Source organism: Affinundibacterium seohonense, assembly GCF_014284305.1.
Classification (GTDB): domain Bacteria; phylum Pseudomonadota; class Gammaproteobacteria; order Burkholderiales; family Burkholderiaceae_D; genus Undibacterium; species Undibacterium seohonense.
This window is the reverse complement of sequence record NZ_JACOFW010000003.1, coordinates 115,108-131,130: the sequence shown is the minus strand read 5'-3', so window position 1 is coordinate 131,130 and position 16,023 is coordinate 115,108. Positions and strand designations below refer to the sequence as shown.

Here is a 16,023-nt window from a genome sequence, read left to right as displayed (position 1 = left end):
CAGTGTCTTTAGTCTTTTACGTATCTTCATTCCCGCCTTTGCGGGAATGAAGATACGTGGAATTAGGCTTAACTGAACAGCACTATCCTCAGTTTAGTTCTTTTTTTGCTCCTGTTTATGTGCGGAAACGCACTTAGAAAAATCTCTGTTTCATTTAAGCTGGTTCCAAGCCGAAGTGCGGTCGGGCATCAGCTTTTTAAACTACGCCAACGGCAGAGATGGGACGCAAGCTTTGAAAACCAAGAAGAGTAATTCATCTCTATTCGATATCCCTAAAGGCGATTTGTACCCCGCTTTTAAGGCGACAATATCATCTGTCTGGCAGCGTTTTTCAACCGCAAAACGCGTGCCGCATGATGATGTAAATCCGTTGAGAGCAGAGCTGTTTAGTGCGCAGCAAATGGAGCAACATGGACGCCATTTAGCGCACCACCATCGGCTGGCAGCAAAGTCAGGGCGCAATCAATTATTGCGTCGGCTTGCTGATAATGAAGAAAGCATTATTGATGCTTGTGCCCACCTAATTGCCGCCACCCAGTCGGGATATCAAGTGACGCCAGCAGCCGAATGGTTGCTGGATAATTTTTATGTGATCGAAGAGCAGATACACACAGCCCAGCGCCATCTTCCTAAAGATTATAGTCAGCAATTGCCACGCTTATCGCATGGTGAATCACGTGGTTTGCCACGTGTTTATGATCTGGCCTTGGAAGCGATTGCCCATGGTGACGGACGGATTGATCCAGATAGTTTGCGCGGTTTTATTAGCGCGTATCAGGAAACCCAAAGTTTGATGCTGGGAGAGTTGTGGGCGATTCCGATTATGCTCAGGCTGGCGTTGATCGAGAATTTGCGGCGTGTGGCACTGTATATCAAACAATCCCGAATACATCGCAATCTGGCGTGTGAGTGGGCGCAGCGGCTCATTCAATGTGCTGAGGACGATCCGAATAAATTGATCTTAGTGGTCGCTGAAATGGCGCACACCAATCCGCCCATGCAAAGTGCTTTTGTCGCTGAATTTGTTCGGAGAATTCAAGCGCAAAATCCCAGTCTGCTGTTACCACTTAGCTGGTTGTCGCAAAGCTTGGCGGAGTCCAATCAAAATATAGAATCGATGTTGCAAGCTGATGCACAGCATCAAGCCGCAGATCAGGTTTCTGTTAGCAATAGTATCGCCAGCTTACGTTTGTTATCGGCGATCGATTGGCGTTTATTTGTTGAACATCTTAGTCATGTCGAACAATGCCTGCGTTTAGATCCTAGTAAGACTTATCAAGAGATGGATTTTGCTACGCGCGATCAGTATCGTCACGCCGTCGAACAGTTGGCAAGACATAGCCCAGTCAGTGAGTTGGAAGTCGCCAAGATTGCCATTGATCTTTCTGTTAGAGCGATGCGCAAGAGCACTGATGGTCAGAGTGCGAGTGCACCCGCATCGGCAATTTTTTTGGAGGAAATTAAATCATCGTTGGATGTACGACTGATGCACCCTGGCTATTATCTGATTGGTGACGGTAAGTTGGCGCTAGAAGAATTGCTGGATTTCAAATTACCCCTGCAGCAGCAATGGCGTCGATACTTGATGCGTTTTCCCCTCGGCCTTTATCTATTTGCCATCGGCCTACTGAGCATAGGTGCTCTCTATCTGCTAGCGCGCAGTATGCGACTTGAGGGGGAATCCGTTGTGTTGCTGACGACGATCACAGTTTTAAGTATCGTCGCGATGAGTCAATTCGGTGTCACGACGGTGAATTGGTTAGTCACCATGATGACTGCGCCAAAATCGTTGCCGAGAATGGATTTTAGTCAGGGTGTGCCCCTTGCTTCGGCGAGTATGATTGTGGTGCCGTGCATGATGACCAGTCAGCAAAATATTGATGAGCTGGTGGATACTTTAGAGCTACGATTTTTGGCAAATCGCGATCCGCATTTACGGTTTTGTTTATTGACCGATTTTGCCGATGCAGTCAGTGCAGAATTGCCGGAGGATGCTGGTTTGTTATTGCATGCGGAAACTTGTATTACCTTATTGAATCAAAAATACCGTCACTCGCAAAATCCTTTACGAAGTAGTCATATCAGTGAAAGTTTGACCCCTGTGACGCAGGATCAAGTGATCGATTATTTCTTACTATTTCATCGACCACGTTTATGGAATCCACAACAGCAATGCTGGATGGGATATGAACGCAAACGCGGCAAATTGGCCGCTTTAAATGCTTATTTGCGTGGCCATGGCGCTGCGGCTTTCACCCACATTGTTGGCGCGCCGGATCTCATGCCGCCAATCCGCTACATCATTACACTCGATGCCGATACAGGATTGCCGCGTGACGCTGCGCGTAAGTTTATTGCGACCATGGCACACCCCTTAAATCGGGCGAAATATGACGTTCAACTGCAACGTGTAGTGGCGGGCTATGGCATTTTGCAGCCTCGAATTGCCGTCAGCTTGCCAGATGAAAATGCCACACGCTACGAACTACTATGCGCTGGTGAAGTGGGGATTGATCCTTATACGCGTTCGGTATCTGATGTTTATCAGGATGTGTTTGGTGAGGGCTCTTTTATCGGCAAGGGGATCTATGAGATCGACAGCTTTGAGCTGGCCTTAAAGGATCGTCTGCCAGAAAATCGTATTCTCAGCCATGATTTATTGGAAGGCTGCTATGCCCGCGCTGGTTTAGTCAGTGATGTAGAACTGCATGAACAACAGCCTGCCAGTTATCAAGCCGATGCGCTGCGGCGCCATCGATGGATACGGGGTGATTGGCAAATTGCGGCGTGGTTGTTGGCGAAAGTGCCGGCCTATGACAGGGCGAATGATGTCCGCACAAGCTATTGTCATAATCCTTTGACCTTACTCTCACGGTGGAAGTTATTTGATAACTTGCGTCGCAGTGTGCTTCCTATGGTGTTGAGTGTACTAATGGTGCTCTCTTGGTTCTTGTTGGCCTCGCCACAATTTGGTTTGATCGTTGCGCTGATCAGCTTATGTATGTCGCAATTCTTAAACTTTGCGCGTTCCAGTTTGAGCATCATCAAGCCGCATCGCGAGCTTGCATGGCGCGCGATGGGTAAAGATTGGTTGTGGCATACCCGCCAGCAATTGACACAAATTTTTCTTGCTATCAGCTTTTTACCCTTTGAGGCTTTCAGCAATCTTGATGCTATTGGTCGTACCCAATGGCGTATCCGAATTTCCGGACGTCAGCTACTCGATTGGAATCCTTCAAGTCAAACCAATCGACATCCGGGGAATGCTTGGCGGGCAACTTGTCGCAGTATGTGGTTTTCCCCGGTCAGCGGTATATTGATTTTTGTCGCGCTGGCATATTGGCGTCCCGAGGCACTGCCCGCAGCGAGTGTGATTTTACTGCTATGGATAGGTGCGCCGCTGACTGCGGCTTGGATTAGTCGTACGCCACATCTGAATATCAGTCAGGTGGATGAGTCGGAGCGTCGATATTTGCGCCAACTCGCTCGCAAGACATGGTTGTTTTTTGAACGCTACGTCAATGCAGAGAACCATTGGTTGCCGCTCGATAATGTGCAAGAGTTCCCGATTGCGGTGCAGGCTCGCCGGACTTCCCCAACGAATATCGGTCTGTCTTTATTGGCAAATTTAGTTGCCTATGATTTCGCTTTTATTTCTGCTGGACGTTTAGTCAAACGCACTCAGTTATGCATTACGACGATGGAGAAATTAGCTCGTTTTCAAGGGCATTTTTATAATTGGTATGACACTGAGAATCTAAGTCCACTGTTGCCAAAATATGTTTCCACGGTCGATAGCGGGAATTTAGCCGGACATTTAATGGTGTTGCGCACTGGACTGTCAGGGATGGCGAGTAGTCAGATTTTTCGCTGGACTTATTTTGACGGCCTGCAAGATACTTTTAGCATACTTTGCAGTCACGTCGCTGAAAGTGACATGCAGAGAACCGAGTCCTTACGGCAGTTACTCGACCATATCTGCATGCAGAATACGGTACACGAACAAGATCAAGCTAATAATCTATTTCATGCGTTTGATCACCTAAAGGCGATTCAGCGTTTGTGTGTTGAGTTACCGACAAGTCTGCATTTGCACGCACAGCAACTGCCCTTATCTGCAAAGCAGGACGGAGTGCAGCTCTGGGTTGATGCGTTGACTGAACAAGTGGTAGATGGGCTAGATGATCTCTTGTTGCACTGTCCTTGGTTAACGATGGGGGAGCACTTAACTGCCGAGCAGATGCAGCATTTTTACCAATTGCGGCGAATTCCTAGTCACCAGCATCTGGTGCAATTGCATGAAGATTTTTCTGCCAGTATTGACAGTTTTGAGGGCGATAAACCAGCCAACTACCAAGAGATCATCGCGGAAATTACGCGCTTGACCTTACTCGCAAGTTTGCGTGCTTCAGCTTGCTTGTCAGAGATACAGACCCTATGCGCGCGGATCGATGATATTAATCAGATGGAACTAGGTTTTTTGTACGACACCAATAGTCATTTACTAGCGATAGGCTATAACCATACTGACAGCCGTCTGGATAACAATGCGTATGATTTATTGGCATCCGAGGCGCGTCTGGCCAGCTTCGTCGGCATCGCACAAAACCGCTTACCACAAGAGAGTTGGTTCGCGCTCGGCAGGCAACTGACGCTGGCGAATGGTGAGCCGATACTGATGTCCTGGAGTGGTTCGATGTTTGAGTATTTGATGCCACTGTTAGTGATGCCGAATTTTTCGCATACGCTGCTCAATCAAACCTATCGCACGGCAGTGCAGAGACAAATCGCGTATGGTGTTGAGAGAAAAGTACCTTGGGGTATTTCAGAGTCTGGATACAATCAGGTTGATCCGCACCTCAACTATCAATATCGCGCCTTTGGTGTTCCCGGCCTTGGTTTTAAGCGTGGACTAGGCGATGATTTGGTGATCGCGCCGTATGCCAGCATGATGGCTTTGATGGTGATGCCGAAAGAAGCCTGCGACAATTTACAGGCGATGTCCGCCTTGGGCTTTGAAGGCAGCTTTGGATTTTATGAAGCGATCGATTACACCCAATCACGTCTGGCACATGGACAAACCCATGTCTTGATCCGCTCTTTCATGAGTCATCATCAGGGTATGGGCTTACTGGCCTTGGCTTATCTGTTACTGGATAAACCACTACAAAGACGCTTTGTGATGGAGCCGAGTTTGCAGGCGAGTTTGCCGCTGTTGCATGAACGTGTTCCTAAGAGTCATGCTACCTACGCGAATACTAGTGAACTGTCTGATATTCGCAATAACTCCAATTTGCAGGAAATGGCGGTGCGCGTGATTCATAAGCCAGATCACCAGACACCCGAAGTACAACTTTTATCCAATGGTCGTTATCATTTGATGATCAGCAGCGCCGGCGGCAGTGCCAGTCGTTGGAATGACCTGGCGCTGAATCGTTGGCGTGAAGATAGTACGCGCGATCATTGGGGTAGTTTTTGTTATCTGCGAGAGTTCGATAGCAATGCACGTCTGATTCAAAATTTTTGGTCCAGTACCTATCAACCGACTTTGGTGCCGGCAGAGCAAATGGAGGTGATTTTCTCAGAAGGGCGGGCAGAATTTCGCCGTCTTGACCACCAATTTTTGCAGCATACTGAAATCGTTTTATCACCCGAAGATGATATTGAATTGCGCCGTACACACATTACGAATCGTTCTCGGCGACCGCGTATTTTGGAACTTACCAGTTATAGCGAAGTGGTGTTGAATACGGCTGCGGCCGATAACTTGCATCCTGCTTTCAGTAACTTATTTGTCCAAACCGAAATCGAATTTGCACGACAAGCGATTTTGTGCCAACGTCGCCCGCGTTCGGATCAGGAATTTCATCCTTGCCTGTTTCATCTGGTAGCGGTGCATGGAGTAGAGATAGAGGCGATTAGTTATGAAACTGACCGCGCGCAATTTATTGGACGTACCCGCGATTTACGCGACCCACAAGCCATGCAGCATTTTGGGGCATTGAGTCAATCGCAGGGATCCGTGCTCGATCCTATCGTGGCGATACGCGTTCTACTGCACCTGGCACCCGAACAGACCATTAGTGTCGATTTTGTCACGGGCGTTGCCCATGACCGTCCACATGCTTTGACGCTGATCGATAAGTATCGAGATCGTCATCTCGCTGATCGGGTCATTGAGCTTTCTTGGACTCATAGTCAGGTTACTCTGCGTCAGCTCAATATTAGTGAAAGCGAGGCACAAACTTATACTCGATTAGCTAGCTCTATCATTTACGTCAATCCCTTATTACGTGCCGCTCCCGAGATTTTGCAATTGAATCGGCGTCAGCAATCGGCGCTGTGGAGTTATGCGATTTCTGGCGATCTACCTATTGTGTTGGTGCAAATCAAAGATCAGGCGAATCTCACACTGATACAGCAATTGGTGTCGGCGCACGTGTATTGGCGATCCAAAGGCTTGGAAGTGGATCTGGTGATTTGGAATGAAGAGCACAATGGCTATCGCCAGGCTCTACAAGAGCAAATTGTGGGACTGATCTCCGCGCTGCCTCTACTGCATCAAAATAAGCAGCAAAATCACCTTAAACAAGGCGGGATTTTTGTCCGCGCTCTGGATCAAATTTCTTTGGAAGATCGGCATCTCTTTTTAAATGTCGCGAGAATTTGTCTGAGCGACCAGCAAGGTAGCTTACTCGAACAAATGAATCGCAGGCCGCTGGTTGAGCGCATCCTGCCCGCTTTAGAGGCCTTCAATCAAAATGCCAGTTATCTGGCAAATCTGTTCGGTCAGGGCGTCAAAGCGAAGCGTAGCCATCTTCCACTGACGGGTAAAGATAAATCTGGATTTCAGCATCCATTTTCAAAAGATAAGCCGGCGGTATTGGACATTGAGCTTTTGGAAAGCAATGGTTACGGGGGATTTGAGTTAGATGGAAAATCCTATGTGATACGCAGTGGTAACGACCGTAAAACACCAGCACCGTGGGTGAATGTCATTGCTAATCCACAACTGGGTACCGTGATATCGGAGAGTGGCCAGTCATATACTTGGGTTAGCAATGCCCATGAATATCGCCTGACGCCATGGAACAATGATGCGGTCAGTGATGCGGGTGCAGAAATGCTATATATCCGCAACGAACAGAGCGGTACTTTCTGGTCGCCCTTGCCTAGGGCAGGGCAGGGCAGGGGGATTACCTTTGTCGTCATGGATTTGGCTTTAGTGAATTCGAGCATGAGCAGGACCACATTGCCAGCAAGGTGACGGTCTTTGTGTGTCTTGATGTGCCTATTAAATATACGATTTTACGTCTGCAAAATATCGGTGACGAAACCCAAGAGTTATCGGTGAGCAGCTATGTGGAATGGGTGCTTGGTGATATCCGTGCCAAAACCCAGATGCATGTTCATACCTGGCAGGAGAGCAATCTTGATGCTGGCACGCACACCATCTTGGCGCGTAATCCTTATCATGCGGAATTTGCTGACTTTACCGCTTTTTATCAAACGCAGAGTCGCCATCAAAGACGAGCAGGTCAATCAACACCGCATTGGACGGCTGACCGTAAAGAATTTATTGGGCGCAATCGCTCCTTAGACCATCCGCAAGCGATGGAAAGGCGTGGACTAGCTGGCAAGGCCGGAGCCGGTTTAGATCCCTGTGCCGCGTTTCAATATGTGATTAGCTTGGAGCCAAACGAGGTGTGTGAACTGGTTTATATGCTTGGTGCATTGGATCAGGGCACACAACATCAGCCAGCCGTCAAACTGATACCGGTGTCAGAATTTTTGACAAAGTTTGAAGGCGTCAGTTGCGCCTATGAAGAATTGGCAAAGGTAAAGTCCTACTGGTCCGCGACCTTAGACACGATGCAAGTGAAGACCCATGAACCTGCCTTTGATCTGTTAGCGAATGGCTGGTTGTTATATCAGACGCTGTCAGCCCGAATGTGGGCGCGTAGCGGCTTTTATCAATCGGGTGGTGCGTTTGGCTTTCGTGATCAATTGCAAGACAGTATGGCGCTGGTGCATAGCCAGCCACAATTAGTGCGCCAACACATCGTCTTAGCGGCATCGCGTCAATTTATCGAAGGTGATGTCCAGCATTGGTGGCATCCGCCCGGCAATCGTGGGGTACGCACGCGTTGTTCGGACGATTTCTTGTGGCTAGTCGCTGCGGTCGTGCGTTATCTCACGGTCACCGGTGATCAGCAAATTCTAAATGAAATGATTCCCTTCATTGATGGCAGAGCGCTCAATCCGGAAGAGGATTCTTATTATGATCTGGCATCACCAACATCCCAATCCGCCACCTTATATCAGCATTGTGTACTCGCCTTGGAACATAGTAATCGTTTGGGGCAGCACGGCTTGTGTCTGATCGGTTCAGGTGATTGGAATGATGGCTTTGATCAAATTGGCGTGCAGGGTAAAGGCGAAAGTGTGTGGCTAAGTTTCTTCGCTTACCAATGCTTGCAAGATTTTTCTGTCGTGGCGCAACAACGTCGCGAACTACAATTAGCCGCGACATGGCAGGACCGCGCTAGCGCACTACAAACCGCAATAGCGAGCGCTGGTTGGGATGGGGCATGGTATCGGCGCGCGTATTTTGACGATGGCAGCGCATTGGGATCAGCGCAAAATCATGCCTGCCAAATTGATTCAATTGCTCAAAGCTGGGCGGTGTTGTCCGGTGCTGGCAGCACAGAACGTAATGCGATGGCGATGCAGTCCATGTTGGACAGACTAGTGCAAAAAGAGGCAGGATTGGTGCAATTGCTGGCACCGCCATTTGATCAGGAAGAACCGAATCCTGGCTATATCCGTGGCTATGTTCCCGGGGTGCGCGAAAATGGTGGTCAATATACGCATGCCGCGATTTGGGCAGTGATGGCCTTGGCCAAGTTAGGACGCAGTGCGCAGGCATGGGAATTGATGCACATGATTAACCCCATTCAGCATGGCAATTCTGCAGCCGCGATAGCGCGTTATAAGGTTGAGCCGTACGTGGTAGCTGCTGATGTGTATGCCGTCACACCACACACTGGCCGTGGCGGTTGGACCTGGTACACCGGTTCTGCCGGATGGATGCTAAGACTGATGTGGGAGTCTTTGCTTGGACTCGATATCCGGGCGAACCAATTGCGCATACGACCATGCATACCGGCGACTTGGGATGGCTTTTCTATGAGCTATCAATATCAATCTAGTCGCTATGAAATCACCGTTCAACAAACAGCTACGGGCGAAGCTGGAATGCGTCTGGACGGTCTTGCACAACATCAGGACTTCATCACGATGCAAGACGATGGCAAGACGCATGTTGTTTTAATTTTGCTGAAGAACGACAGTATTTGATGCCATGGGCTAGAAATTCGACAGAAAGTTTGCCTAAATAAATGCTACGTTCGCCAGCGAACAGAACTGTCGTGTGTTCTCACTTATAACGGTACAGCACTTTGCTTAATGTACTTACCGTCTAACTGGAGAAACACGATGAACCAAGATCTAAAAAAATTGTTCAGTCCACTTACTATCTTATTATTGATCACAATTGTTGGCTGCAGCAGTATGAAAACCCCGGCGACCGCTGATGTTGCCGTGTCCAAAGCGGCGGTTGATAACGCCGTTGGCGCTGGCGGTGCAGAATTTGCACCAGTAGAAATGAGTGCCGCACGTGAAAAAATGCGTCTGGCGAATGCCGCGATGGCAGCGAAAGACTATCCCTTAGCGATCGAGTTGGCGAATCAAGCGCAGGTCGATGCCAAGCTGGCGCAAAGTAAGGCGAACTCTGCGAAAGCGCAGGTAGCGGCTGATGCATTGCAAGAAGATATTCGTATCATGCGCGAAGAATTTAATCGTGCGAACGCGTTGCGAAAATAAAACCACTTGCTCAGACTCAAGACCACCAACGCCTTTAATATCTACTTAGGAAATTTCATGAAAACATCAATCACCCGCATCATGACGCCAATCGCAATAGCGATTAGCGTGTTGTTGGCTGCATGCAGCACAACACCCAAAACCACTACATTATTAGACCAGACTCGCAGCGACTTTATGATGGCGCAGAATAATCCGGCAGTCGGTACGTATGCACCTTTAGAGATGAAACACGCTAGTGAAGCGCTGGCGGTTGCGAATGAAGCGGCGCTCAATCGTGACAGTGAACAAAAGATTGACTCACTGGCTTATTTGGCAAAACAAAAAATCGCCACCACGCAAGAAGTTGCTAAGCAAAAATCAGCCGAAGCGGACGTACAAAATAGCAACAAACAACGTGATCAATTGCGACTAGATCAGCGTACGCAAGAAGCGAATCAATCAAAAGCAGCAGCTGATCAAGCTAAGTTAGAAGCCGAGCGAGCAAAGAATGCGGCGGATCAATCTAAGATCGCTGCAGATCAGGCGAAGCTAAGCGCAGAGCAATCCAAACAAGCAACGCAAGCGGCGCAAAACGACACCTTAGAAGCGCAACGTCTGGCGCAAGAAGCCCAAGCGAAAGCAGCGAAGCTGGAAGCGCAGTTAGCCGAGCTGGCTGCAAAGAAAACCGAACGTGGCATCGTGATTACCTTTGGCGACGTGTTATTCGATACCAATCAATCGCGTCTGTCACCAGAAGGCATGCGTATCGCTCAGAAATTGGCGGATGTGTTGCAACAAAACCCGCAACGCATGGCCTTGGCTGAAGGCTTTACCGATAGCGTCGGAACAAATGCCTACAACCAAGCCTTGTCTGAACGTCGCAGTGACGCGGTGCGAAGTGCCTTGCACGGCATGGGTGTCAGCCGTGATCGCATCAGTAGTCGCGGCTATGGTGAATCGTTCCCGGTGGCTGGTAATCAGACTGCGGATGAGCGTCGTTTGAATCGCCGCGTAGAAATTATTTTGTCAGATGACAGCGGCAAGATCGCACCGCGTTAATTGAGCATGCAGAAACGCCAAATTCATTGAACTCAGAAAGCACATTATGGCTAAGAACAAATTTAATAGCAGCTACCAAGCTGTTACTCAGGACTTCAACGAACTAGTTAAGGACGCACAAATGTTATTTGAAGAAGCAACAACACTTACCGGTGAAAAAGCAAACGAAGCGATCAAGCGCGGGATGGAACTTTTAGAAGTTGCAAGTAAAAAGCTCCATGAAGCACAGAACAGCGTCATCAATTCGGCAAAAGAAGCAAGTGACTGTACCGAGGTCTATGTCAAAGAAAATCCGTGGCGTGCGATAGGCGCAGCGGTCGGTGTCGGTTTAGTGATCGGCGTCCTACTCGGTCGCCGCCGCTAACACCTGCAAGATGCCATCTCGTCTCTATTTTATTCATTCCACTATTAGGATTTATCATGACTGCACTACTTACACAAAAAAAGACCGCTAAACAATCAACCAGCAGTAATGTATTGTTTGGTATCGTGGCTGTTAGCCTGACGTTAGGCAGCTTGGCTGCATGCAACCGATCCACGGAGCCGGTCGCACCTGCGGCGTCGATTACCATCGGCACCGAAGTGGATGATGCGGTGTTAACCACCAAAGTGAAATCAGCCTTAATGGCCGATGAGTATGTCAAAAGCTTGGACATCAAAGTGGAAACATTTAAAGCCGATGTCATGCTGAGTGGTTTTGTCGATACCCAGGCACAAATGGATCGTGGCGTCGAAGTCACAAAAGCAGTCATGGGCGTTCGTAATGTGAACAATAAGTTGAGTATCAAAGACGGCACCCAATCCGTTGGCAATAAAATTGATGACACCGTCATTACCGCGAGTGTGAAGTCCGCAATGCTGGCTGACCCGATCATGAAAAGTCGTGAAGTTTCCGTTGTTACCGTTAAAGGCGAAGTACAACTGAGCGGTTATGTGGATAGTGAAACGCAAATTTCACACGCCAGTGATGTCGCAAAAACAGTTGAAGGTGTGGTGAGTGTAGTGAACCACATGAGTGTTAAAAAGTAAGTCTAGCTTGTTATGCCATGGCGCTCGTTCAATCGAGCGCCTTTTTTTTGCGTTAGATTTATAACCAATATGCCAGACGCCGCGCAAACCATTGTTTGATACGGTCAAGCAGCGAGCGTTGCGCCCACGATTCTTGGCTGACCGGTATAGAAGAACGTAGATCTTCAGCAAAAGCACTTTCCATCTCTTGTCCAAATGCCGGACTATAGATGACTACATTGATCTCACGATTATGTAAAAAACTGCGGGTATCAATATTGGTCGAGCCCACAGTAGACCATTGACCATCAATCACCGCGGTTTTCGCATGTAGTACTGCCACTTTCAGTTGAAACAGCTGTACGCCTTGCTCTAACATCTCAGCGAAGTAGGATTTTGAGGCTTGAGAAACCAAATCGTTGTCGTTCACGCCGGGTAGTATTAATCGCACATCGACTCCACGTTTGACCGCTGCGCCTAAGGCCGCGAGGATTGCCTTGTCAGGCACAAAGTAAGCACAGGTAATGTGTATCCGATGTTGAGCCTGATTTAGCGCTACCAAATAGGCTTGGTAAATATCTTGATTGTCTTGCGGTCCACTGGCTAAGACGCGTACTAGATGTGTCCCTCTTTGCGGTAAAAGCGGAAAAAAGTCAGCCACCGGCAAGTCGGCGAAATCCAGTTTTTTCTCCTCCAGCCAGGTATCTAAAAACACCCACTGAATCGCTGCCACGGCGGGTCCGACCATTTGTATATGGGTGTCGCGCCAGCCTACCGCTGGATTGCCGCGTTGCTTTGAACGGAATAAGGAACTGGTTGCATAGCTATTGCTGATATTGATGCCGCCAGTGAATGCAATTTGCCCATCGACCACCAGCAATTTTCTATGATCGCGCTGGTTTGGTGACCACGGTACCGCTTCGCTCAGTGCCCGTACAGGATTAAAAGGATGAAAGGCGAGTAACTCAATGCCGCTCGCACTGAGCGCATCGAAGAAGGCTTGTGGGGTGCCCAGCGTGCCGACACTATCGTAGATAATCCGCACTTGCACACCAGCGGCTTGCCGTTCCATTAATAGCTTGGCAAAGCCATCCCCCAAAGGATCTTGATCGAAAATATAAGTTTCTAAATGGATGTGTTTTTTCGCAGTCTTAATCGCGGCGATCATTGCTGCCATCGTTTGCGGCCCGTCATGCAAGAGCGTGATTTGGTTGCCGTCAATCAAAGGATTGCCCGTGACGGTTTGTTCCAAGATGGCGAGTGTACGTAAATCTTGATAGGCGCCGCGCCAGCGTTTTTTTAATAACACCGCGCTGGCTTTTGTCGTTAATTGTCCTTGCGCATTTCTCACCATCAGATCAGCTTGGCTGGCGTCTGGCGTTAAATTACCTACTCGCACGGAGGCGCTACGATCATGATCATCGTCGGTACGATTGCTGGGCATGGATGCTGTTTTGGATTCTGGTGTTAGCTCTTGTGCATGAGGTGTCAATACGCTACATGAGCAGCAACTGGCAACGATACAATAGCTGCCCAGCTTCGCTAAAGGCGTGGCCTTAGTGAGGCTTTGTTTATCTACGTTGTTGCTGTGATTCCAGCTTTGTGATCCAGGCGGCTTGTCAGAATATTGCATTGCTTCCGCCTGATCACCAAGGTTGAGAAATTAGACGCTTGGACGGTGCCAAGATCGATCGCGGTAATACTAAGAGAGTGCCAATTCGGGCTGTTGCCGCTGTTGTTGTTTAGGCTTGGCGAACTTATTGACTGTACCCAGCTGGCTTTTTTGCGTACATCTCTCTGCAGAGCGATCTTTGGTGGACGAAAATTTCAACAGGTCAGTCAGAAAAGCTGGATCAATAATCACAATTTCGCGTTGATTGACGGTGATGACACCTAGTCGATGAAACACGGAGAGTATGCGGCTGACAGTTTCGATGGCAACGCCGAGATAGTTCGCAATTTCATTACGTGACATGCGTAAATTAAAGCGACGTGAGGAGTAACCAAGTTGTGCATAGCGCTCGCCCATCATGTATAAAAATCGACCGACTTTGGCTTCGGCGCTCAAGCTACGTTGGACGCCTAGCATATAGCGTTCACGTACAATCTCTCGGCTCATGATCTGCAATATAGCATGACCAAACTGTTCTGATTTTTTGCATAATTCTTGTAAGGTCGAATAGGGAACCAAGATGATGTCGCAATCCGATAGGGCCATGGTCTGGGACTGGTGGTGCTGAAGATGAATGCTATCAACCCCAATCAGATCGCCTTTCATCGGAAAGCTCAACACCAGTTCTTTATCAAGGTCATCCGTCATCGAGGATTTCAAGAATCCACAATTCACTAAAAACAAATTTTCCAAAGGATCATTATTCAGATTAACAGTTTGTCCTGCCTTGAAGCGTACATGCTGAAAGCGACTGCTGTCCTCGTACAAATCCAGCGGCCGGTTGATGCGCAGTAAATCGCACACCTCCTGCACGCTAGACCAAAGCTCTTTTGATCGAAGTTCGTTGTGTTGAAAAGCATGTCGAGTAGAGTGAGCGATGGCAGGCAACATAATTAGCTTTCTGATTGCTGTTGAAATGAAGGGTGGGTTGGACATGCGTGCAGGTATGCGGCAAATTGCAGCACACCTACATAAAAATTAAGGATTGCGAATTAAGCGACCGTTATCGATTTTGACCTGATCATTGACATGAAAGCCTGGGTCGTTGGCAAAACTTAAGGTCTGGGTAGCGCCTGTTTGCAATCGAACGATGACTTCAAAGTGACTGGTTTTCCGGCTATTTCCTTCGATTGCCCGACCAGCATAGGCACCGCCAATGGCACCTGCAATTTGTGCCGCTGTTCGTCCATTGCCGCCACCCACTTGACTACCAATTAAAGCGCCAGCAAGACCGCCACCTATGGTTCCTAAATAGCCGCCTTCACCACGTGTCTCGATAATATTGATCGCTTCTATTCGACCACAGTTATAACAATTGTTTTTCTTGATTGGTGGCGTTGACTTGACTTGCGATATATTGCCGCTCAAACCTCGCGCCAACTGCTGACTGATGGTGCGGTCACGTAAGCTCAGATAGGCGATGACTTCACTACGCGGTGTGATTTGATCACGGCTGCGTATGATGTAATTCGCCGCATACTCACCACTACCAGATTCCGACATTAACACTTTGCCGCGGACACCGCTGATCGATAATTCTACTCTGGCACCCGGATTGCCATTCAAATAGAAAGATAAATTACTGCCTGGATCTAAGTCTTCAGACGCATCGAAGCGGAAATTTTGTATAGCGAGTTTGCCGGAGACGTCATTCTTTGGATGATAACCCACCCCGATTTGCAGCGACTCATTTAAGACCTCACTACTAACCTGATTACCGACGCGTAGATTGGCGGTCACTTGACTGCGCGCGGCGATTCTATCGCGGGCACTGATCGTGTAAGTTCCCTCGTACTCGCCAACCCCGACTTCTGTTAAATTCAGATTACGGGTGGCACCCGCAATGCGCAGACTCGCCTGACCGCCAGGAGTGCCATACATACTAAAATTGAGATCAACACCAGCTCCCAATCGTCTCACTTCATCGACATAAAAAGTTTGAATGCGCGGGCTTGCATTTCGGTCGTTTCTATCCTGATAGTTGGCAGACGGACTCTGTGCTACCGCACTAGCACTCACCAGAAGCAAGCTCGACAGCAGTAATGGAAGGGCAGCTAAACCATCAATTACTGGCAGATTCTGGTAACGATATTGGTTGAGGATGTGCATGGCTTTTCTCATTTCTTAGCGAGTGTGTAAAGGCTTACGGAGAGACTGGGATCAGCAGGTTTCTATCCATAGTCCAGATAAGAAAATGCTGACCATAGAGTCAGATTACTAGCATTCTCCGTGAGCTACGGTGCGCTAACACACATTAGAAAATCAACGACAAAATTATTGTGTGGGATAGCGCACCGAATCGGCAACCTCGTTTCGGTAGTCTTAACAGCTATCAAACTACCGGGGCTGGCGGTCGGGAAACATACCAGCACCAGATGTCAATCAAGCCAAGCCATGCCTCGTGGCAGCTTTGCGAA

At 48.5% G+C, this 16,023-nt stretch carries 9 protein-coding genes and 1 pseudogene; 7 read left to right on the top strand and 3 right to left on the bottom strand.

The genetic code is table 11. From position 1 onward, the window contains the following. The first annotated feature begins 400 nt into the window (after positions 1–400). The 7 genes and pseudogenes from H8K52_RS21785 (at position 401) to H8K52_RS04130 (ending at position 11,955) form a co-directional block, all read left to right on the top strand. Positions 401–7,267: a glucoamylase family protein gene (locus tag H8K52_RS21785; RefSeq protein WP_343044130.1), complete on the top strand. Its 6,867-nt coding sequence runs from the start codon at positions 401–403 to the stop codon at positions 7,265–7,267. Beyond that, positions 7,249–7,707 (top strand): annotated as a pseudogene (locus H8K52_RS21535) (hypothetical protein); the annotation flags it as partial. The gene H8K52_RS21785 and the pseudogene H8K52_RS21535, both read left to right, overlap by 19 nt. A 15-nt stretch (positions 7,708–7,722) precedes the next feature. Beyond that, the gene (locus tag H8K52_RS21170; protein WP_343044129.1) at positions 7,723–9,360 is read left to right on the top strand and encodes a GH36-type glycosyl hydrolase domain-containing protein; all 1,638 of its coding nucleotides are present in this window, start codon (positions 7,723–7,725) and stop codon (positions 9,358–9,360) included. A 138-nt stretch (positions 9,361–9,498) separates the two neighbouring features. After that, a complete protein-coding gene (locus H8K52_RS04145; protein ID WP_186921631.1) occupies positions 9,499–9,885 on the top strand; it encodes a DUF4398 domain-containing protein in 387 nt (128 codons plus the stop codon). Between the two features lie 57 nt (positions 9,886–9,942). Next, positions 9,943–10,926, top strand: a complete 984-nt coding sequence (locus tag H8K52_RS04140) for an OmpA family protein (protein ID WP_246464264.1) — start codon at positions 9,943–9,945, stop codon at positions 10,924–10,926. A gap of 46 nt (positions 10,927–10,972) precedes the next feature. Further along, complete coding sequence (locus tag H8K52_RS04135) at positions 10,973–11,290, top strand: ElaB/YgaM/YqjD family protein (protein ID WP_186921630.1); 318 nt, start codon at positions 10,973–10,975, stop codon at positions 11,288–11,290. Between the two features lie 56 nt (positions 11,291–11,346). Next, positions 11,347–11,955, top strand: a complete 609-nt coding sequence (locus H8K52_RS04130) for a BON domain-containing protein (protein WP_186921629.1) — start codon at positions 11,347–11,349, stop codon at positions 11,953–11,955. A gap of 58 nt (positions 11,956–12,013) precedes the next feature. Here the strand turns inward: H8K52_RS04130 and cls are convergent, their stop codons facing one another. The 3 genes from cls to H8K52_RS04115 form a co-directional block, all read right to left on the bottom strand. Beyond that, positions 12,014–13,567 (bottom strand): cardiolipin synthase, encoded by a 1,554-nt coding sequence (gene cls / locus H8K52_RS04125; RefSeq protein WP_186921628.1) that lies wholly within the window; start codon positions 13,565–13,567, stop codon positions 12,014–12,016. 69 nt (positions 13,568–13,636) lie between these two features. After that, a complete protein-coding gene (locus H8K52_RS04120; protein ID WP_186921627.1) occupies positions 13,637–14,497 on the bottom strand; it encodes a helix-turn-helix domain-containing protein in 861 nt (286 codons plus the stop codon). Between the two features lie 87 nt (positions 14,498–14,584). Continuing rightward, complete coding sequence (locus H8K52_RS04115) at positions 14,585–15,715, bottom strand: glycine zipper 2TM domain-containing protein (protein ID WP_186921626.1); 1,131 nt, start codon at positions 15,713–15,715, stop codon at positions 14,585–14,587. Positions 15,716–16,023 lie beyond the last annotated feature (308 nt).

Coding starts and splice junctions, on each gene's coding strand:
- H8K52_RS21785 (WP_343044130.1), top strand. CDS start 401: ATGGAGCAACATGGACGCCATTTAGCGCACCACCATCGGCTGGCAGCA.
- H8K52_RS21170 (WP_343044129.1), top strand. CDS start 7,723: ATGCTTGGTGCATTGGATCAGGGCACACAACATCAGCCAGCCGTCAAA.
- H8K52_RS04145 (WP_186921631.1), top strand. CDS start 9,499: ATGAACCAAGATCTAAAAAAATTGTTCAGTCCACTTACTATCTTATTA.
- H8K52_RS04140 (WP_246464264.1), top strand. CDS start 9,943: ATGAAAACATCAATCACCCGCATCATGACGCCAATCGCAATAGCGATT.
- H8K52_RS04135 (WP_186921630.1), top strand. CDS start 10,973: ATGGCTAAGAACAAATTTAATAGCAGCTACCAAGCTGTTACTCAGGAC.
- H8K52_RS04130 (WP_186921629.1), top strand. CDS start 11,347: ATGACTGCACTACTTACACAAAAAAAGACCGCTAAACAATCAACCAGC.
- cls (WP_186921628.1), bottom strand. CDS start 13,567: ATGCAATATTCTGACAAGCCGCCTGGATCACAAAGCTGGAATCACAGC.
- H8K52_RS04120 (WP_186921627.1), bottom strand. CDS start 14,497: ATGTTGCCTGCCATCGCTCACTCTACTCGACATGCTTTTCAACACAAC.
- H8K52_RS04115 (WP_186921626.1), bottom strand. CDS start 15,715: ATGCACATCCTCAACCAATATCGTTACCAGAATCTGCCAGTAATTGAT.